Origin of the sequence: Paenibacillus sp. FSL H7-0756, assembly GCF_038006765.1 — a bacterium.
Classification (GTDB): Bacteria; Bacillota; Bacilli; order Paenibacillales; family Paenibacillaceae; genus Paenibacillus_AQ.
This window is the reverse complement of record NZ_JBBOVT010000002.1, coordinates 12933-34650: the sequence shown is the minus strand read 5'-3', so window position 1 is coordinate 34650 and position 21718 is coordinate 12933. Positions and strand designations below refer to the sequence as shown.

Sequence of the window (21718 nt, the reverse complement as noted above, 5' to 3'; positions counted from 1 at the left end):
GGTCAACAACTACGGTTAAGGGCGGTTAAGGCTCAATCCCCCACACCAGTTGCCCGTTTACATATCCCGTAACCTGCTCGTGATCGGCGAACTGGGTGCTGACAGCATTAAAGGAATAGTCGTTCGCCTGATTGTAGCCCGACCAGTCTTGTTTGGAGAAGCGGGTCTGAATCTCGGCGCTCTGGCCGGGGTTCAGGGTTCCGGCAGCACTGGTGAAGCCAATCACCAGCGCATAATCGGCACCGGCGGCCGGGGTATCCAGCTTCACGAAGGTCCCGGTGACGTTGGCATTTCCGATGCTGGCCCAATCGGTCCAGAAGCTCTGCTGCTGCTCGCCGTCAATCGTGTAGTAATACCGGAGCTTCACATCGCTGAGCTGGACGGGTGCATTCCCGGTGTTGATTACTTTGAATTTGGGTGCGATTCCATTGGTCGAAGCACCGGTGCTGCCGTTGTAGGCCTGAATGGTCAAGTCGCCTGAAGGCAGCGGAACGCTGCTATCCTCTACGTTCACAGTAAGCACAACCTCTGGTCCGCCGCTGAAATGAAAGGAGATCGTATTCTGGCCGAGCGGCAGCGTGGAGAGGTATGCTTTTCTCAGAACAACCGCAGTGTTAGTCGCCGTATAATCCTGATTCTCGGTCAACACGGTGGTACCCGAACGAAGGGCCGTTAACGTGTTGCCGTTCAGATTCATAGTGACGGTCTGGTCAGTCTGATGCGCCGGAGCTTTGTCAAATTCGACCATGGATGGTGTAATAGTGGCGCCCGGATGAGGGTTATTCCCCTTCAGATCCGGCAGCTCATCCAGCGTTATGACATAATCACTCTGATACAGAGTGGTCAGCGTAGCCGGAAAATTGAACGCCGTGCTCATCAGATGCTCACCGTACCATGGCAGGAAGTAGAGCCAGCCCGCCTTTTCATCGGTCAGATTCTGCACGCTGGGAACGGTGTCGTTCTCGGTCATGGCTACCATCTTTTTGCCCCCGGTCAGATCCACCAGCTGATAAAAGGTCGAGCTAATCGCGTCCTCATTCGGCACGCCGGACAAGCCGTCATAACGGTTGTAGATGGTGTTGTATTTATCGTAGCCGACAATATCCACCTGATCATCCCCTGGATACCAGGCCGGAGAAGTGCTGTACACATAGCTGTTATAGGTCCAGATCAGGTTGTGCAGGCCGTAGGTCTCTGTAAGCTCGGTATAGAGCTGATCCCAGAGCTGCTTGTACACCTCCGCGCCTGCTGAAGCCCACCAGAACCACGCCCCTTCCCCATTCAGCCCGCCGTTGCCTTCTGCCTCATGGTAAGGACGGAAGATCACGGGCACGTTATTGTCCTGCAGAATCTGTAATTGTTCCGCCAGATCCTGGATAGCGAGCTGCAGATACTGGTACTCTTTGGTCCCTGGAATCACAGCATTCGCGGTATTGAAATTGGTCTCGGTTGGTTTATAGGTCGCCTGCTTCCAATCCACAAATTCCCCTAGCTGATAGGCGGTGAAGTCACGGGGAACGGTAAGGTGCCAGCTATTCGTCGCAATCCCGCCCTTATTATTCACCCAGTCGATCATGCGGGCAGTAGTGCCATCCTCCCAGCCATACAGCGGATTGTAATTCATGAGGTCGAACCCGCGGACTGCCGGATATTTCCCGGTCAGATTGTGAATCCAGTCGAATTCCAGCTCGGAGTTGCCGTCATTCCCTCCGCCGTAAATCTCCTGCTGGCCCGAGAGCATGTGCTTCCCGTACACCTCCGTCAAATAATTCATCAGGAGCTGGGTTTCGGGCGTAGCCTGGGCGTCAGAGAGAACGGGCTGCACAATCAGCGGGTCCAGGTTCGCATGATCCACCGTGAAGGTGTCGAAATAAGCGAAGCCCCAGCCTGCTTTTACCTGAATAGTATTGCTGCCTTGATTCAGCTTGTGATAGCCGAAGTTGAAATCCTTCCATGTAGTGGTGTAGGGCAGCATATACGAACCCTTCGCAGCACCGTTAACGATTAACGCCTGCTGTCTGCCGTCCGGGCTCAGCTCCTGCATATAACGGGTCGAGATCGTATACATGCCGGTTGCCGGGACAGTTACAGTGTAGGTTAGCGTACCGGAATTCTGCATCCAGACAAAACCGCTTCCCGAATAGCCGGGCTTCGGCGTTCCGTAAATCTGGGTCGTCACTTGCAAATCCGGGGTGAGCTGGGCATCCTCGCTTTCAATGGTGATCAGTGCAGGGTCAGCGCGGGCCGCAGGCGGTGCAGTAACCCCCCCAAGCAGCAGCGTACACGCCAGCAGCATTGTTCCTGTTCTTTTGAGCCATTTCTTCATTTTCTTCCTTCCTCCCCATGAACAAAATGGTAAAACCTTGGTTAACCTATCAGATCATGGTTGCGCTTTCATAGCAAAGATAGCATGTATTCCATAATTTGTAAATACAATTTAGCAAGTATGCCCAGTGGTATGAAATGCAGGAGAGAGAGAAGGTGAAGTTCATCTTGCGGGGAGGGAAGCTAGTGGAAAAAGTACAACTATTCGAGCGCTAACGGGGTAGTTGCGGGTAGCAGTTGGATAAACAACACTTATTTTGTGCAAATCCAGCCGATTTCATAGAATCGGCTGAAAGAAGTGCCTTTTTTCCAACTGCTGCTTGAAAGGGGTATGATTTGGCGGGAACAAGTGCTCTTTATCCAACTGCTATGTTCTCTAGTGGGTAGGCTGCAGGAGGGTAGACCCCACTGTCCAGCAGCACACCGCGATTCTAGCGGAAACTTGTCTCTCTATCAGAGTCAGCCCTACCCTTCTCAGGGTGCAAACACCTCCGGGTTGTCGCTCGTCCAAGCGCCGACGCAGCCGATTAGGCAGGCGATATAGGTTCGTAGCACTCTACCTTCCCTGCCATACTCGTATTCTAATGCGATGTTTATGCCCTCGCCCCGCCAGGCGATAATGCGGCCGGAAAATCCGGGCCATTCACATTCTTCATCGAGCTGCGGAGGGCCATAGGCCGCGATCGCTTCCTCAGGCGAAGAGTTCATCGTAATGTCCTCAGGTAAAATAACGGGATAAGGCACTTCGATCTTGCCGCCCGAACCAGGGGGAAGGAAGTGGATAGCGCCGATGATCCAATCATTGGGATCCGTATACTGTAGTCCGGTCAGCTCATTGATTTTGGGGATACGGTAGAGATCCATCCTCAGAGAGGCTTTTGCGCACGGGATCATGGTGTCGTTAAAATAGCTCTTTGCCGCAGGCATGCGCTTAACGCCATAGGGCTTAAGCACGGCTTGGACCCTCTTGGGATCATACGGCTGGCCCAGCATGCCGATAAGCTGAACGGCCGGCTCTTCCACCCTATCCACATTCATATCCATATTCATATTCATATTCATATCCATATTCATGTCCTCCTCTTCACCTGGCTTGTACTCTGGTAACCCGTTCCCATTATAACAAATAACGCACTCCCCTACATATCTCAGGGAGCGCGTTAAGGTGTACCTGTATCGAAACTCAGGTCCGAAATTATGGACGTACCATAGACACTGTACCTTCACGGGAGCTTCTGCCTATCATCAGCTGCACCGCGATCATGAGCACAGTGACTACAGCTAAGCCGGTTAAGGCAAGCTGGAATGAGCCCGAAGCATCCAGGATGCGGCCCACTGCGAGGGGACCCAAGGCTCCGAGAATATAGCCGCCGCCCTGGCTCAGTGAGGACCAGGCGCTGGCCTCTTCCGCCCGCTGAGTCATGAGCAGCGGCAGCATGAGCGCCAGCGGGAACAAGCCTCCGGCTCCGATCCCAAGCAGGACTGCGCTCAGGAACGGTGAACCTGAGCCGAGCAGGAGCAGCAGCCCGCTTAGCTCGAACAGGCTGCACAGCACCAGCCATAAGGTTCGCCGCTGGAACCTGGCGACCAGGACAGGCACCAGAATACTCACCGGAATCTGAATCAAAGTGAAGAGTGTGAGCAGGTTGCCCGCATCATGGCGGCTATAGCCCATAGACATGGCTATCGGGGCCAGCCAAGCTGTCAGCGAATAGAAAACACTGGCCATTAGGCCGAAGAATACGGTCAGCAGCCAGGCCCGCTTGTTCGCCACGGGCAGCTTGGCGTGCACACTCTGAGCCTCCGGCTGCAGCGACTTTGCTGTAATTCTCCACCAAGCCGGAAGAGCTGCCAGGGAGAGTACCGCCCATACGGCCAACGACAGCTGCCAGGAACTGTCCAACCAGGTGAACAAGGGAACAGACAGCCCTGCTGCCAGGGAAGCACCCAGCACTAAGGAGGCAGAATACACACTTACCATAGCCGAACGCCCTGGGAAATAACGCTTAATGAAGCCTGACAACAGCGGACCGGCGATTCCGATTCCCACACCTGCTGCGAGTGCGGTCAGAATGAGCCCAGAGGCCGAGGATAACACGCCCCGCGCGGCAGTTGCCGCCCCGATGAGCACCATGGATGCAAAGATTGTACGTTCCATTCCGAAACGGCGGCTGATGCTCACTGCAACCGGTGCGAACAGGCCCATACACAGAACAGGCAGCGTAGTCAGCAGACTCGCTTGCAGGCTGCTCATAGCCAGGTCCCCCTGAATATTGCTAAGCAGCGGAGAGACGGACGTAATAACCGGACGCATATTTAATGAGGCAGCCAGTAGGGCGATGAATAATAACAGGAAAGGCAACGATATCAACTCCAAGCCATAATTTGTGTGTTTCTTGTCTAGCTCGAGTATATATGCGCGCCTTGCATTGTTCAATACTATTATTTCTATTATTATAATAGTATGTAACTATGATTATTCTCTGAACGGAGTGATTCATTTGGAAACCCGCCATTTGCATTATTTTCTGGCTGTGTGTCAAGAACTGCATTTCACACGGGCTGCCGAGAAGCTGGGAATCAGCCAGCCCACGTTAAGCCAGCAGATCAAGGTGCTGGAAGGTGAGCTGGGGCTCCCCCTCTTCGACCGGATCGGCAAAAGAATTGCTCTTACCGAGGCCGGAGTACTGTTGAAGGAGTATGCAGTCCAGATGGTGCAGAATGAACACAGCGCCAAGGCGGCCATGGACGAGCTGCGCCTGGACAACCGCGGCACCATCCGGCTCGGGCTGCTGCCTTCCGACCTCGATTACCAGTTAACACCGCTGCTGGTTAAATTCCACGAGGATTATCCAAATATACGGCTTCAGGTGTTCGCCTCGACGGTCATTCAGCAGGAGGTGCTGGATAACAAGCTGGACATCGGGATCTGTCTCCAGGGGCCACGCGATGAACTGCTAACCAAGGTGGATCTAGGCTGGGAGCCGTATCATCTGATTGTCCGGGAGGATCATCCTTACGCTGCCAAGAGCCATATCGAGCTGTCCGAGCTTCAGCACATCCAGCTTGTGATGTACCCGCGGACTTTTATCGGCAGAGAGCTGGTGGAGAACAGCTGCCGGGAAGCCGGCTTCGCGCTGGAACCGATCATGGAGACCGGATCGGCCACCTCGCTGATCCAATTGGTCCAGGCCGGAATCGGCGGTACCGTACAGCCGGGCAGCCTCATGGACGCCATGAAGAACAGCGGACTGTGCTCCATTCCCATCCTGAATTCGCCGCCGATCCGCAGGCTCAACTTAATCTACCGGGCAGACCGTTACATTAGCAGGGCAACCCATACTTTTATCAGCTACCTGAAGGAGTTCTGGATGGATCATTTGGACAACCCGGCGGGTTCAGGATAGCTGATGAACGCTTCACGATGAACAGCATCCCACTCCAGTGAGCCGCCAATCGCATCATTCACGAAGCGCAGAGGGATATAGAGCTGCTTGTTCACCTGCTGGAAGGCAGCGGAATAAGTGATCTGCTTCCCGTTCACAGAGGCGTTAGTGCTGCCGATCTTCATGCTGCCCTGTGTGAGCAGATTCTGAATGGTGAGCATTCTGGAATGCTCGTCGTATGTAATGGCCGCCCCTCGCACATACAGCTTATCCAGCGAGAGCATGACTGTATTGTTGATGAGCGTAGCGCCCCCTGCGGTTGAAGTAATCCACTCATTGTTCAGATAGACCTGAATCGCGGATGCCCCGGCTGTGGCGGACCGGGTTGTAGCGGAGGCAGCAACAGCCGGGGCAGGAGAATGAGTCACGCTCGTGACAAGAACACTAAGTCCGATGATCTGCATGAGTTTTTTGAATGTAATCATAACGTACCCCCTCTATTTCTCAGAAAATACCATATTTCCTATCATAGCATATTACAGATGGAACAGCCGAATACTAAATGGTAGACTAAGCAGAAACGGCTTTGCTGTCCTTTTAGGGACGGCACCGTTTCAGCGGGAAATATAAGGAAAATACACTACTCAACCGTTAACGAATTGAGAACTTAGGAGAGAATAACCCGATGGCCAAATGGGATAATATGCTCGCAATGCTGTGGATGCTGAGGTCCGGTAAGAAGCTTACTGCCGCACAAATCGCAGACCAGCTGGAGATCAGCGTCCGCACGGTATACCGGTATATCGATGCCTTATGTGCCAGCGGGGTACCGGTGGTCGCCGAATCAGGACATGACGGCGGGGTACATATTCTGGAGAGCTTCAGTGAGACGCCCCTGTTCTTCAGCTCCATGGAGCTGAGAGCGCTGCTCGATGCCTATAAATTCGCGCAAAGCGCTGGCTATCCCTACGCCCTGGAGCTGGAAAACGCACTCAAAAAGGTAGAGAACGGGCTGCATGATGAACAGCGCCAAGACCTGTCGCTGCACACAGGCAGTCTCGATGTGATCGCTCCGTCCCGTCCCCCGTCTGTGGTCCCTTTGCTGCGGGAGCTGGAGCAGGCTGTGAAGGCAGGCCAGACGGTCCACCTCACCTACCGGAAAGTGAATGCCGTACAGGACGAGGAGCGCGAAGTCGATCCGTATGGTCTGGCTTACGACCGTTCCGAATGGTATATGGTTGGGTTCTGTCACCGTTCACAGGCCATGCGGACCTATCGCGTGGACCGCATTGTCAAGCTTGCGTTAACGGAAGCCAGCTTCCCTAGGCCGGAGCCCTTCTTGGTATCTGACTATTTCCGCAGCCAGCTGGAGCCGGAGCCCGAAGAAAATGCCCCTCTGCTCGTGATCCGTATCGAAGGAGAGCCGGATGCGCTGAACAAGCTATGCGGCAACTGGCATCTGCGGCACTACCTTACAGAGCGGACCGACCGGGAGGCGAGGTTCCTGCTGGATGCCCCCTCTATGAATAAATACCTTCCCAAATATCTGCTCAGCTTCGGCACTTCCATACGTATTCATGAGCCTCTGGAGCTGAAGGAGCAGATTCAGGAATTGGCCTGTGCGATTAGCAGACATTACAGGAACGATGGTGAATGAACTTCACTTACAGCCTCTTCCAGATTTCCCCGCGAACTGCAGAATCGAAGGACATTCCGGTGGATGGAATGCAACAAGAAATGACTAGGGTATTCTGCCAAAAGAAGCAGCTCCTGCGGCATAATTGCGGCAGGAGCTGCTTCGTTCACCTTATGTGCTGAGGGGTTGTTGCCATTAAGCGCCGGCCAAGGCCGTAACCTGAACCTTGAGCTCATTTACCTGCTTGCGCATGTCTTGAGCTTCCTTCTGCTGCTTCTGAACTACCGTGGTCAGTACGCCGATAATGTCCATCAGTACTACAGACTTGTGATCTGCAGTGGAGAAAATCTGTGGCACATCCTCGGCGATGAAGCCGATATTCTGCTGCTTGCCGTTCTCCGTCTTGTAGTTGAAGGTCACCGGCTTCAGCTTGTTCAGCAGCTCCAGCGCCTTCTTCACCGGCAGACTGGCAATGTTCTCCTTGTAGGTCCGGGAGGAGGTCTGTGCGAAGTTCGTTGCCCGCAGGTTGCCGTTCACATCCAGCTTATAGTTATCTGCGGGCGCTTTGCCAATCCCGACATTGCTGCTGGAATCTAGCGTTAATGCTCCCGCCACCTGGACCAGTTCATCATAGACGGCATCCTGGCAGACCAGCTTCTGCATACTTCCCTCAATGCCCGCCTGCCATGCATTTGCCGTAGTATCCCAGAGAATCTGTGCCTTCTTATCCTTGCCCCGGTCAAGCTCGATCCCCCGGCTAACCGTCAGGCTGCCGCTGATCTTGGCATCCTTCACGTTCAATGTATCACTGAGGGTTAGTTCCTTCGCTGACAATGTACCTGTGAAGGCGGCGTCCTTCGCGTTGAACGTTCCTGTAAATTCGGCATCCGCTGCCTTTAGTAACGTGTTGATCACTGCGTTCTTCACGGTTAAGGCCCCGTTCACAACAGCGTCAGTGACGGTTAATTTCCCGGATACCGCCGCATTACCGTTCACATCCAGCTTGGCGGCTGGTGCGGCGGTGCCAATCCCGATGTTGCCTGAAGCCACCTTCAGCACAGCACTCAGATCCGTAAGCTCCTCATGCGAATGATCGCTGTACGAGAGCTGCTTCAAGCTGCCCGCAAGTCCCAGCTGCCATTCAGCCATCGCTTCGTTCCATACAATCTGTGCATTGGCACCTGTGCCTCTGCCCACATCAATCCCCCGGCTAAGCTTGAGGCTGCCGGTAACTTCAGCATCCTTCGCGCGGAGCATTCCGCTACATTCGGCATCCGCAGCCGTTAACTTGCCGCTGACTGCCGCGTCTGTAACGGTCATACGTCCGGATACCACCGCATTGCCGTTCACCTCAAGCTTGGCGGTTGGTGCTGCGGTGCCTATTCCAAGATTCCCGGAAGCAATCTTCAGCACTCCCGTCAGTTCTGACAGCTCTTGGTGCGTATGGCCATTGTAGGATAGCTGCTTCATGCTTCCAGCCGTACCAGCCGTCCAGGCATCCAGTGATTCATCCCAGAGCAGCTGTGCCTTCTGCTCCGTTCCTCTGTCCACTGCAATTCCCTTATTGACCGTAAGATCGCCGGTGATGGCGGCATCCTGAGCTGTGAAACCTCCGCTGACGGTGACCTCCTTCAGTGCAGCCAAGCCGCTGATCTTTACACTTGCTGCTGCCAAGCCGCCGCTTAGCGAAGCCTCTGTAACCGTCAATGATCCGCTGACAACGGCATTCCCCTTCACCTCCAGATTAGCGGCCCGGGCATCCGTACCAATCCCGATATTGCCTTCGTCAACAGTGATCGCTCCTGCCAGAGAAGCATACTCGGGGTGGGTATGTCCCTTGAACTCTATGGCCTTCAGGTTATCTGAGACTCCGGCCAGCCACACATCGGCAGTCTCATCCCACAGCAGCTGGGCTGGAAGCGCGGTGCCGCCGCGAAATACCTCCAGACCGGCATTTTGAACAAGCGGAGTCTTCTGAGGGGTATACTTGTTGACTCTTATGATGTTGTCTTCAACCTCAAGTGTAGCCGCATTGATCGTCACAATGTCGCCATTCACCGTCAGATTCCCGTTCACGGTCAGATCCTTGGATATGGCGGCGCTTACTGCGTTAAGTTCCCCATTGATTGCCGCATTGCCTTGTACATCGAGCTTGAATTTAGGGTTGAAGGTCCCTATACCGACCTCTCCGCTGCTGGTAACGCTGAAAGCACTGCTTCCTCCCGGTACCTGCACATCCAGCAGCGCCAGCGGATTCGTTGTTCCGATGCCGACATACCCCTTCGCATCCGAGAACAGGGCAACCGTATTGCCGAGTGAATTGAACAGCTTGTTCTGGCCGCCCTTCCCGGTGCCGAATTCAGAGAAGGTGACCCCATCGCCATAGAACCAGGCATTCTGCTCATTGTTCCAATAGATCCGGGCATTCGGCTGAAGAATTCCGTCTTTGTTCAAGCCGCGCGGAGCTTCAAACCCTCCGGCAGTAACATTCCCGGAGATAACCGCATGCTTGCTGATCACAGCGCTAGCTGCATCAATCCCTTTGTTAAAAGAAGCTGTCCCTTCAAATACAGCATCACTATGAGCCGTCAGCTTGCCTGAGAAGGAAGCCGCTCCAGAGACCTCTGTCTCTGTCCGGAAGACCGCCTTGCCTGCCACATCCAGCACTTCAGTGGGATTATCTGTGCCCACCCCCATCTTGCCGCTGCGGGTCAGGCTGAGAACCGTTCTGCCGGCAGTACCCAGCTTCCAGCGGTCCTTAGCCCACTTGATCTGCGCATTAGTCTCGGTGCCTTGCAGCACCTCAATGCCGTCTCCGACCGTCACTGTTCCTGCAATTGCCGCGCTGGCAGCAGTGACTGCTCCTGTAATCGCAGCACCTGCAGCCTTCACTGCACCGGACGCCTGAACATTGCCTGATGAATCCACTGCCAGCGCAGCACTATCCGTAGGTGTAGCAAGCAGCCACTGGGCCTTGACCTCATCCCAAGTAAGCTTGGCGGCAGGCTGATCCGGGCCGCGATAGATCTCAAGTCCGCCGCCCGCAAGCGACTTGGCTGTTCCAGCATCCTTATTAAGGGTAATCCAGGGGCTGCCGATATCCAGCTCATCTGTGGCAATTTTGGCCGAGGTCCCCCGGATCTCCAGCTCTCCGGCTACCGTCAGATTACTGCCCACAGTCAAATCATGGTGAATATCCACATTCCCTTCGGCGCTGGCGCTGAGAGCCAGGATGTCACTCTTCGGATTGTACAGCTGGCTGTGAAGATGCAGAGCATCCGCACTCGCCATCTGTGTGAGCTTGTCCCAGGAGCTGCCGCTGGCAACATTCTCCAGTGAATTTCCGATACCCACCTTCCACTTCCGCTCGCTTTCGTTCCAGAACATCCGGGCAGGCGGCTGCGATTCCCCCCGGAACACTTCGATGCCGCTCTCGGCGGCTGGCGGGGTATCCCCTGCGAATTTGTTGATCTCAATGATGTTATTGGTGACAACCAGATCTTCACGGTTCAGCGTGGTCGTGGTGCCTTTGACGATCAGGTTGCCGTCTACCTTAACCAGGCCCTGAACCGCCAGACCTCCGCTGACCTCCGCCCCGTTATTGACGGTCAGGGAGCCCTGCACCTCAGCATCATTAATCATTTCAAAATCACCGTCTGCTGTAATCTGGACAGCCGTGTTGCCCGTGCTATCGCTCAGGGAATTGTGCCGGTGCAGCCCATCTGCATCCGAGCTGACCCCTCCGGTCAACGCGTCCCAATTACTCCCGTAGGCAATATTGGACAGTTCATCGCCGAGTCCCAGCTTCCATCTGCCATCCGTCTCGTCCCAGAGCAGCTTGGCGCTCGGGTTCAGCTTGCCCCGGTAGACCTCAATGCTGCTCTGCTTCAGGGAGGAACTGTTCCCCTCGAATTTATTGAGCTCAATCCGGTTGCTGACCACCACCAGATCTTCCTTTTTGACGAAGGTAGTGGTGCCCTTGACCGTCAGATTGCCTTCAATCGTAGCCGATCCTCCGACACTCAGGTCGGACTTCAGCGTGGTACTGCCCTTGGCCAGCAGCGTACCGCCGAGCTCCATATTCCCGGATGCGGACAGCCGTCCCTGGGCGTCTGCCGACAGAATCGTTCCGCCGGACGGCGTACTCAGTGTGCTGTGCTTGTGGGAAGCATCCGCCACAGACCCGCTGGTCAGTGTGTCCCATTTGTTCCCGTAAGGAATGTCGGACATGCTGCCTTCAAGCCCGATTCTCCACTTGCGGTCTGCTTCATTCCACTCCATGCGTGCTGCCGGAAGCTGGCTGCCCCGGTAGACATCCAGCCCTCCCTTGTTACCCAGAGCTGTGTGGTCTTCCGCCTTATTGACCGTAAGGAAGCTATCTGCCACCTCCTGCTCAACCTTCCGGATGACCACCTCTTCTTCCCGGACAATCAGCTTATTCACGGTCAGGGTCTCGCCGACCATCAGCTCATGGGGGATATTCACATTACCGTCCGCACCGATCTCCAGCGCAAGCAGGCTCTTGTCTTCGTTATGGAACTGCCTGTGGGTATGCAGAGCATCTGCATTCCGGTTGCCGCCGGTCAGCTCCTCCCACTGCTTCCCGTCAGGAATATTGGTCATATCCCCGCTCACGGTGCCGGTCTGCCAGGATTTCGCAGCTTCATTCCAGGCTATCTTGGCATTGGGCAGCGTGGCTCCCCGGAAGACCTCCAGGCCATCCTTCTGGGATACCAGTGTACCGGATACGCTCATTCCCCGGTCAACCAGGACCGTCCCCTCGTTGTCCGTGCGAAGTGACGGCTTGCCATCCGCAGCCATCAGCTGGCTATGGCTATGCAGACTATCCGCATTCGCACCGTGATGCAGCTGCTCCCAGTCTGCTCCATAAGCCACCTCGAACAATCCGCTGGCCTCGTCACCCGCCTGCACTTCGGTTCCAATCATCCAGCTCTTATTCTTCTCATCCCATTGCAGCTTGGCGCTGGAATGATCCTTGCGCAGGATCTCGATCCCCATCCGGTCATCTTCAGCCGCATTCTGATTCAGGGTGACCTTGCTTCCGCCGATGATAACCTGGGGAACATCCAGCATCGCCATCCCCCCGCTGACTTCAATCCCTTGCTTCGCGGAGAAAGGCCCCTCCATGGTTGACGCGCCGGAGACCTCCAGATCGCCGGACTCATTCACCTTGAACACCGCTGCGCTGCCCGAGGTTACAGATAACGTGCCGTCTATATCCACTGATCCATAAGTGCTGATGGCCCCTGCCTTGATGTCGCCAGTGAACTCTGTCAGCACAGCGTGAACGTTAAGCCGGCTCCCTTCCTCGCCATCGAGGTCCTCCGAGTTGCTGAGGAAGGGCGTTGCAGGCTTCTTCTCTTTGCCGATAATGATCTGATCCGCCTTAAGCACCGTCCCGCCTGCGGCCCTCGTCACCAGCTGAGACCCGTCCACATCCGTCTCGTAGATCCCGCCGATCGTTAAAGTGCCGTCCTGGGAATGCTTCAGATTCACCCGGGCCAGCAGGATATTCTGGTGTACATCTGCGGGCTTCCGGGAGCTTACTTCTATTTTGGCCTGCTCCAGCACATGGATGGGATTATCTCCTCCCTTGAGCACTTCGGCGTCAGTTAGCTTCTCCTGATAGCTGATGGAAATATAGATCTGATCCGAAGTGCTGTACCCCGAGAGGTTAATCACCCGATCCGGCTGAGTATCACTGACCATAATTTCCTGGCTGATCTCCTCATTGTGCTCCGGGTCGGTGACACGGTTGAGAGCAAAGCCAGGAGCGATCTCAACGGTTATCCCGTCCCGCATGGTGACCTTAAGCCCATCCACGACTCCCCAATCATGAAAATGACGGTTATGCAGCTGCCGCACACGCTTATGGTAATTCTGATCCAGCGTCAGATCCTCTTCCTTCAGCAGCAGCCCGTTGAAATAATTCATGCGTTTCATATCCTTTGGCACAATCCCACTCCTCCCGGCTCTTCATAGTTACAGCTTGATTAGGCCTGAACGGACTCCTCTTCTGCGGCAGCCAGCTCCTCCAGCACCTGAATAGCCCCGCTGATGCGTGTAAGGGTATATCCCAGATTGGTACGCTTCTCGTCCAGCTCCTGGATCATTTGCCGCCCGGATTCCAGCTCTGCCTTCAGTTCATTCATACGTGCTTCCAATTGTTCTTTCATAAATTCATCCTCCTAAGGTTTAGGCACCCTGCAGGGTGTCGATTTGTTTTTGCATTCTTGTAATTGCCTTCTGCTGATCCTTCATCACGCTGGTCAGAACGGCAATGATATCCATCCCGCTGATCGCCCGCTGATCCGGATCGGCCAGAACAGCCGGTACTTCCTCCGCAATGAAGCCGAGGGTCTTTGGCTTGGTGCCTCCTTTGTATTTAAAAGAGACCGGATTTAGCCCGTCCAACAGCTGCTTCGCTTCCTTGACCGGAATATCCGCAATATTGTCCTTCAGCTCGCGCGAGGACCACCAGTACATGCTGCCATTGGCATAGACCCCGCCGCTGGCATGAAGATAGATGCGGTCGCCGGCATCATTAGAGACTCCGATGTCCAGCACGCAGTTCTCCCCGCTGGTTGGATAGTACTTAATCCAGGCCGAGTCGCCGCTGCCGCCGCCGGGATCGGACGGGAAGATAATCCCGTTGTTGCCGCTGCCCGCGCTCGGGATCAGGGCATTTCTCACTTCCAGGCTGCTGTGGACAGAAGCGTAGGACCAGTCGTTGCCGTAATTGAGCACCAGATGGCTGCCATTGTCGACTAGCGCCCGGCCGGGAGCCCCGCGGCGTCCGGGATAACCGATGTAGAAATCAGCGCAGCGTACAGTGGCGGCGAATTCCTCAGCCACATCCAGCTTTTTGAATTTGCCGGCGAAGTTGAATACCTCTGTCTTGATACTGCCTTTGATCTCAAGATCACCGCCAATATAGGCGCCCCCCTTCACCTGCAGGGAGCCATTAACATCGAGATTATCCCAGATGGAGACTCTGCGGACTCCCGACATCCCGTTACCCGCGATCATCAAAGAATTGTAGTTCGTGGTATCGTTACTGATCTCGGCATTCTTGGGGGATTGACCCGTGAAGCCTGTCCATCCAGCGGTGAAGCGGACCGGATTCTGCCCGCTCAGGATACGCATTTCCCCTGCCACGTCCAGCTTGTCCGCAGGCTCCAGTGTGCCGATGCCCACGTTGCCGGAAGCTATCAGAGAGATATGGTCACTCCTGTCATTGGAGGTACCAATCTCCAGCGTGCAATCCTCGCCTGTACGGGGATAGTACTTGATCCAAGCCTGATCATACCCGCCTCCGCCCGGATTGGCCGGGAATATAATGCCGCTGTGCTCCCCGTTACCCGCGCTAGGAATAATCTCCTGGGAGGCCTGCATTGTCCCGTTCACATACAGAAATCCGTTCACATCCAGCCGGTCCCAGATGGCGACCTTTCTCTTCTGCCCGGCAGAGTTATTGCCGACTATCATCAGGGCCTTGTAGTCTGTAGTATCGTTACAGATCTCCGCACCGTTCGTCTGTTTGTCGGGAAAGCCCGTCCAAGCGGAGGTGAAGCGAAGCGGGTTCCGGCCGCTGAGCAGGCGTACGCTGCCCTCGACATCCAGCGAATCCTCCAGCAGCTTCTGCGAACCGATGCCGACATAGCCGTTCTTGTTCCAGGAGAGCGCCTGCTTATCTGTGCGGGAGCCGTCGGCGTTAACCGTCCGGGTACCCAGTGCCCCGCCGCTGCCGCCGAATAACACCGGACCCTCTACCTCTGCCGCAGCGAAGGGCTTCCCGGCTCCGAACCAGCCCAGGCCATGCGAATGGTCAACCGTGTCCGGGTTCGTCCCCTTCAGCAGCAGGATTCTGTCATCCTGAAGGGCAAGATCGGCATCACTGTACAGCTTACCCGCCCCGGTGAAGCCGAAGCTTAGGCCTGATGGCGAAGACAGCTTACTGTGCCGGTGCAGCAGATCAGCGAATTCAGACTTGATCAGGCTGTCCCACTCGTTGCCGTAGGCAATGGTCTTAAGATCGTTGCCGAGCCCGGCCTTGAAGCATTTATCCTCCTCCACCCAGACAATCCGCGCATCATGCTTGCCCCCGTCGCCCCGGTATACCTCCAGTCCGCCATCACGTGCACCGGGAAATACATAGTTCGGATCATCCGTGTTGGGGCTGTTCACCTCAACGAAGCTGTTCATAATCCGCATCTCGCTCTGGGCCTTGTCCTTGCTCTTCAGAATCAGCTCGCCCTCAATCGTTAGCGCTCCGGCTACGCTCATAGCCCCGGTGAAGCGGGTCTCGGGAGCTCTGATCTCCAGCACTTTGCCAGCCTGCAGTGTAGACATGGACGGCATCGCTGCCAGAACGGCTTCACTCAGCCCCGCGCTGTCCATGCTGTCTTCACTCTGAACCGGGATCACCAGCTTCTCCGTGACCAGCTTCTTGCCGGCGGCACCGGCATAGGTTCTTAAGGGCGTCCGGGCCGCATCGCTGTCGTAATCGTATATACATGTACTGTCGATGGTCACTCCCGCCCCATCGGTACGGGGAACCACCCGGGCCAGAAGGATCGTGTCCGTGCCCTCAGGCTTTGTGGTCCCATAACTGATTTTCCCGCGCTCCCAGATATGGATCTGTTCCCCTTGTCCACGCTCGATGCTGTAGTCGGCCTTCACCTCTTCATAGCTGACCCAGATGTAGATATTCTCATTGGCGTTATACTCGGAGAGGTTGACCGGATTATCCGGATGCCCCTCATAGATCAGGATTTCCTGGCTGATGCTCTCATACTTGTCACCATTCTTGACCAGCACCAGATTCAGGGCCAGCCCCTCCGCAATGCTCACCTTCATGGATTCCCCCGGCTTCGCAGAGGGCAGTACCTTGAGCCCGCAGACAATCCCCCAGGTATGCAGATAGCGGTTATGCAGCCGCTGCAGGCGCAGGTGAAACTCCTGATCGAGCATGTAATCCTCAGCGTTCAGGAAGAGCCCGTCAAAGTAGCGCATTCTTCTTAATTCTTTTCCCATGATTCGCTTGCCTCCCGGTCTATAATCTCTATTGCTCTGTCATACCCCCGACTAAGGTCTCCATCCCCACACGCCCATAGACCCCCAGACGCATAGACGGGACTTCAATATTCAAGCTGGAATTGGTGTAAAAGGGCCGCTCCTTCCGGATCACCTCCTGCAGATTGCGCACCTTCTGCTGCAGCAGGCTCCGGCTGTACGCCGGGAGGATGATATGGACGGAGAAGTAGCTCGGCTCGGCCGCCCCGACCATCGTATTAATGCCTATACGCCGGGCATTACCGAGACGGACAGGCTCCTCGTAGCTATAGATATGGATGGCCGCCTCTTCACCGGCGTGAACCTGCAAATATTCGGCCAGACCGCCCAGAGTTCCGCGTTTCTTATAGAGCTGGACGATGCTGCTGATCAGCTTGCGGTTAACGGTGCTGCGGGTGTCCGCAAGCGGAAGAATCTGCGTAGGGGCAAGTGTGCGCTCCTGATTATCCTCCTCACCGTCATACTCCACGCCTTCGGCCAACTGCAGGCCTACCCAGCCTGCAAGCCAGGGCAGAAACTGTGAGGGAGCAGTCTGCGGATCGAAGTATTGATGCAATCCGTCCAGCAAAGCCTCCATGCCCACAGATTCCGCGCCTGCTGTCCCCGTATTGCCCGAGAGCATGGCTTCGAAGGCCTTCAGAAACCGTCCCAGAAAAAACTGTTCATCCGTCTCCCCCGCTTTCTGCTGGAACACCCGGGGGAGATACTCCACATAACTGTACCCGTCTGTCTTGCTCATGCTTCCACCTCAATCTTCAGGTCCTTCAGCTTAAATAACTGGAACGGCAGCAGGTCAGGCGAGTCCAGGTTCACGCTGGTTACATGATCAATACCGGCGATTCCCTCTACCAGATGATACAAATCCGAGGCGTACAGCTTCCTCCCCGGAAGCCAGCCCTGTCCGTGCTCCCCCCCGTTAACCGGGTCCAGGAACTGTACAATGCTGTCATGAACGATGCTCCCGATGCTCTGATTCCCGGCGGCAACCGTCATCTCAATCACAACATCCCGATAATCCGGCTCAACAACATGGACTCGGGTCGTCAGCAGCTTGCTCTGCTCCAGGATGGCTTTAACCTGCTGCTTGATCTCCGCCATGTCTCTGCGCAGATCCTGCTGATTCGCGGTCTGGAGCACCAGAATTACGGACACATGCCCGAAAGCTTCTTTATCCCGCCCGGTGCCGTTCTCCATATCCGTATTAATCAGACAGAGCGTACGGACCGCAAGATCAGGATACGTGGTCCGAAGCCCCGGGATATCCAGCAGGCTCTGCCTCGCCAGCAGCTGGTAATCTTCTGCCGTCACAGCCCTGTAGCATTCGGAGAACTGCTTCGCCCCGCGGGATATTCCGCTGGCCAGCTCCTCCCCGTCCTCCAGGGTGATACCCAGCAGCTTGAGGAACTGCTGCCTGCTCTCATCGGTCACCTGGTCAAGCCTGTAGAGAACCATCTCCGTGAAATAGGCGAACAGCTCCACCAGGGTAATGCCGGGATCGGAGGGATTATAGTTCGTCCAATCCGGATCGTAGAGCGGAATCAGCGCAGTGGCATCCGCCACAAGCTGGTCAAAGCTAAGATCATCCAGCTTCAATACTGGAAGCGGCATAGGTTCTTCCTCCTTTCTGTAGTTACGGCTCCAAAGTATTACAATGCGGACACCGCACCACTGTGTCCGGAATACCGGACAGCCCCGTCAGATACCTCCGCTCTTCCCTGCGGATAGTCTCCAGTCCGCACGCTGCCGTGGTTGCGGTCAAATCATGCAGCAGGCCCGCCCGCTTATCCATAAGATACGGAAAGGGATGTTCCTCCGGCTTGTTCACCAGATGCAGCCCGCCGCAGATCAGCTCATCCTCTTCCAGATGAATATTGCCGCTGGCGAGGGTACGGATCTTGAGCGGTGTGGTGTTGATGTATTCATCCGTCCGGCTCAGGAAGACAATATCCTTCTCCTCGAATACAGCAGTCTTCACAACAAAGGTTACCGCCCCCGAATCCAGCCTACTCAGGATATACGTCCGGACCGTCAGATCATCCGTCAGAGCAAATTCCAGATCGCTGCCCTCGGGATAGCTCTCGGCAAGCGGTTCTTCGTCAAGGGTCTGGCATTCGAGCATGTCACCGTCGATGGTGAGGACAATCAGCTCTACCGGCTTACGGGATCTGTAGCGGAGCCTGATGATTCCGTTCTCCTTGAACCCTCTGAGCACAAGTGATTTCACTTCATCCCCGGCATCCACCGGCTCGGCAAGTGCAAATTGAAGCGCGTTGTCCTCAGAACGGACCAGACTGTATTTCGGATAAGCGGCCTGTGGCTTATATGGCCCGTTCTCAAGCGGCTCCAGCTTCAGCGTGAAGCATTGCACTGAAGCTTTGACGATCACATCCGATACATAGTCAACACCCGGCGTATTCTTAATCACGGCATAGACCTCGGAGACATACAGGTTCTGTCCCAGCTCCCAGCCCTTGTTCCCGTCCGCGCCCTTCAGCGGATGAAAAAACTGCTTCAGGTTGTCGATGATCCGTCCCTCAGCTACCTTCCGCTGGTCCAGAGAGGTAAAGACTACGGTTGCCTCTACAGCCGTGCGGACATAATCCGGGCCAATAACTTCAATCCCCGGCTCTGCGGTGTTCAAAGGGGCCGATATGCGTTCACACAGATAGGCTTCAATCTCACTGCGCAATTCCTGGCTCGGGAACGGCCTCGGATCATCCGTCTCCGGCACCACGATCAGGGTAGCTCTACCCGGGGTGAACTCCAGCTCCCGGTTCATAGCACTTAGACATTTCACCTTGGCGATCTGAGGCATCGCCTCACGCACCAGCCATTCCATGTCCTCAGCGGTTACGCCCCTGTTCCAGCTCTTCAGCGTATGCGGCCCGCGAAGCTCAGCCTGCTCTGCTTCCTCCTGATCGAAGCCGCCGTCCGCCGCCACCGGATTCGTTACGGAATCCAGCCAGCTGTAGCTGTCCCATATCCGGGATACCGAGCCTGCGGCAACATTCCCGGACGCTCCGCCGCCATGCTTGTAGTCACACACGATGTTATCTATGCCCATAGGCGGAATCATGCCGCTGCGTCCATCCCCGAACATGATCATTCCGGTGCTTCTGTCCAGCATATAGTGCCTTGAATCTGAACCGGATACGGAGAACGTATTGACTTCCTCCCACGGTATCCATGTCCCCTGACCGGTGGCTTCCCGGACCTTGAGAAGCTGGCCTGGCAGCACGGGTATTTTGGACAACTGAACGATCTGATTCTCCTCACCGTTGCTGGAGCCCAGAAGCTCTCCCGCAGCGGTATTGGAATTGCGGGCCCAGACCGCGTTAGCAAGAATGGCATTCACCTGCGGGACTATCTCGAACCGGCCTTCATCCAGCCGGGCACGTATCCAGTACTGCTCCGTGCCGAACAACGGCCGTCTCGCAATATCTCCCGGCACGGCAAACTGCAGAATCTCCCTGCGGGTGAAGCCTCTGATCTCATCATTCACGCTGAGCGTCAGCCATCTTCTGCCGTCCCAATACTCCCACGCCACTACCGGACGTCCCAGCTGTTCACCCGTTAGCGGAAAGAAGAGCGACACGGGCAGATCGCTAATATCACGGTCAAAGCCCAGGTAGAAGGTCGGCTCCGTCTCGGTGCACGGATAGAAGGGCTTGAAATATTCACCTTCGTTGCGGCAGGCCGCCGACTTATCAGCGAAGCTGAAGTTATTCTCTGTAAGCACGGTCTGCGGGTGCGCCTCCAGTGTGTAGCTGTAGGCTAAACTGAGTTTACGGATGGAAGGCGGCGCGTATGTCGCCTGGGTCACCTTGAGCTTGGCTACATTGATGCTGCCTTCTCCCAGCTTGACCTCTTCATCCTGATATTCGTATTTCGCATCCTCGCCGTAATTCCCGCCGGTGATGCGGGCCCGGACCCAGTACTGCTCTTCACCGCCCAGCGTCAGCTTCTGGATACCCGGACAGACGAAGCTCAGCGTTCCGCTGGCAGTAAGGCTGCTCACCGCACGGAGGGCAGCACCGCCATAAGCTGCACCGCCTTCGTCCGTTCTCTCCTCAAGACCGGTGATCGCAAGCCATTCCTGCCCGTTCCAATATTCCCAGCCGAGTCTCACATACGGTGTGTCCGGCAGCTTGCTGATCTCCGGCTCTGACAGCTCCACCCTGAGCGTAATCCGGGCACCTGGCTTCGAGAAGGCCTCTTTGCAGGCGATGTAGAACGTATCATTGATTCTGGGCTTGTCCCCAAGCGGATAATAATCCTTGCCCATATCCAGCAGGTTCCCGTTATTCACCGTCACATCCGGCGGGAGCGGCTGCGGACTCACCACGTTAAGCTCCAGGCGGATATCTTCAATATCCGGCATTCGCGTACCGGCGGTTATAGGCTTCTTCAACTCGGCGAAAATCCACTTACCAGGCCATTCCCGCAGCGCCCCGGACGGCTCGTACCCGGCCAGCGTCTTCGTATGCACGCCAGTCAGCCGGTCGAACCGGACCACCGCCCTCCACAGAGCATCTTCGTCCTCTCCCGCTTCGGCTATCGAAGAAGGATACAGCTGCATAGAATTCCCTTCTTCATCGAAACAAAACCAGTCGATATGGTTCAGCAGATCCCCGGTTCTGTCCTGCTCCGGCGCGGCCTTGCTCAGCGCGGCTGCATCCGGCTTGTTGAAATAGACCGATAAGCTGCTGCCCGCTTCCTGGAATCCGAGCAGCTCTGTGTGTCCCAGATACAATCTGTGGACAACTGTCGAATCCCCTCTGAACAGCCTGGCAGGTCTGCCGGCAGCTCCCCCGGCTAGCAGATGATCCTGATTGCTCCACTGGTCCTCCTGCGGATCGAGACTTACCGCCCGGACAGGCTGCGCCATAATGACGGTCAAATCCTTGTCCGTCTCAAAAACCACCTCCGCCCCCTGCTCCGGCTGGGCGGATACCCGGGTTCCGGCCGGAACCGTGTTATAGCTGCCCGAATCCGGCTTCAGCCGGAAGAGCAGCGGAACTTTGGCAGCACGGGGCGGAGTAGGATGAATGCCGATCAGATTCAGGAAGGAGGTGAAATTCTTCGCAGGCGCCTGATTCAGCCGGCTGATCACTTTGCCCATCATCCCGGTGAAGATATGGACCAGGGCATCTGCCTTCTTGTCTGCCTCAAGCTCCGGCACATCCGTCCATTCCCGGCTGCAATATTGGTAGATTAAGCGTCGTAGCTCGGGAACCAGCTGTTCCTGTTCCCGTTTATCAATAATAGGCATTTG

Annotated in this window: 12 protein-coding genes; 2 read left to right on the top strand and 10 right to left on the bottom strand. The window is 55.7% G+C overall.

Annotation, left to right across the window (positions count from 1 at the left end; all coding sequences use genetic code 11):
- Window positions 1-25: 25 nt before the first annotated feature.
- From NST04_RS16735 to NST04_RS16725, 3 genes are all read right to left on the bottom strand, one after another.
- Complete coding sequence (locus tag NST04_RS16735) at window positions 26-2326, bottom strand: glycosyl hydrolase (protein ID WP_341185288.1); 2301 nt, start codon at window positions 2324-2326, stop codon at window positions 26-28.
- A 473-nt stretch (window positions 2327-2799) separates the two neighbouring features.
- Entirely contained in the window at window positions 2800-3393 is a 594-nt protein-coding gene (locus tag NST04_RS16730) for a hypothetical protein (RefSeq protein WP_341185287.1), read from the bottom strand.
- Between the two features lie 127 nt (window positions 3394-3520).
- Entirely contained in the window at window positions 3521-4687 is a 1167-nt protein-coding gene (locus tag NST04_RS16725) for an MFS transporter (protein WP_341185286.1), read from the bottom strand.
- A gap of 154 nt (window positions 4688-4841) precedes the next feature.
- Between NST04_RS16725 and NST04_RS16720 the strand changes: the two genes are divergently transcribed.
- Window positions 4842-5732: a LysR family transcriptional regulator gene (locus tag NST04_RS16720; protein ID WP_341185285.1), complete on the top strand. Its 891-nt coding sequence runs from the start codon at window positions 4842-4844 to the stop codon at window positions 5730-5732.
- Here the strand turns inward: NST04_RS16720 and NST04_RS16715 are convergent.
- Window positions 5702-6196 carry a copper amine oxidase N-terminal domain-containing protein gene (locus NST04_RS16715; RefSeq protein WP_341185284.1) on the bottom strand — a complete coding sequence of 165 codons (495 nt, stop codon included), beginning with the start codon at window positions 6194-6196 and terminating at the stop codon, window positions 5702-5704. The two genes, NST04_RS16720 and NST04_RS16715, sit on opposite strands and share 31 nt — an antisense overlap.
- 200 nt (window positions 6197-6396) lie before the next feature.
- On the opposite strand from NST04_RS16715, the gene NST04_RS16710 reads away from it, so the two are divergent.
- On the top strand, window positions 6397-7368 hold the full coding sequence (locus NST04_RS16710) for a helix-turn-helix transcriptional regulator (protein ID WP_341185283.1): 972 nt from the start codon (window positions 6397-6399) through the stop codon (window positions 7366-7368).
- Window positions 7369-7542: 174 nt separating this feature from the next.
- Here the strand turns inward: NST04_RS16710 and NST04_RS16705 are convergent, their stop codons facing one another.
- From NST04_RS16705 to NST04_RS16680, 6 genes are read right to left on the bottom strand one after another with little or no spacing between them, the layout of a single operon-like run.
- The gene (locus NST04_RS16705; RefSeq protein WP_341185282.1) at window positions 7543-13323 is read right to left on the bottom strand and encodes a tail fiber domain-containing protein; all 5781 of its coding nucleotides are present in this window, start codon (window positions 13321-13323) and stop codon (window positions 7543-7545) included.
- A gap of 38 nt (window positions 13324-13361) precedes the next feature.
- Complete coding sequence (locus tag NST04_RS16700; protein ID WP_036701070.1) at window positions 13362-13544, bottom strand: hypothetical protein; 183 nt, start codon at window positions 13542-13544, stop codon at window positions 13362-13364.
- A 19-nt stretch (window positions 13545-13563) separates the two neighbouring features.
- Window positions 13564-16404 (bottom strand): tail fiber domain-containing protein, encoded by a 2841-nt coding sequence (locus tag NST04_RS16695; protein WP_341185281.1) that lies wholly within the window; start codon window positions 16402-16404, stop codon window positions 13564-13566.
- 28 nt (window positions 16405-16432) lie between these two features.
- Window positions 16433-17182 (bottom strand): phage tail protein, encoded by a 750-nt coding sequence (locus tag NST04_RS16690; protein WP_341185280.1) that lies wholly within the window; start codon window positions 17180-17182, stop codon window positions 16433-16435.
- The gene (locus NST04_RS16685) at window positions 17179-18051 is read right to left on the bottom strand and encodes a hypothetical protein (protein ID WP_341185279.1); all 873 of its coding nucleotides are present in this window, start codon (window positions 18049-18051) and stop codon (window positions 17179-17181) included. Before NST04_RS16685 ends, NST04_RS16690 begins: the two co-directional genes overlap by 4 nt.
- A gap of 22 nt (window positions 18052-18073) precedes the next feature.
- Window positions 18074-21715 (bottom strand): putative baseplate assembly protein, encoded by a 3642-nt coding sequence (locus NST04_RS16680; RefSeq protein WP_341185278.1) that lies wholly within the window; start codon window positions 21713-21715, stop codon window positions 18074-18076.
- Window positions 21716-21718: the final 3 nt, after the last annotated feature.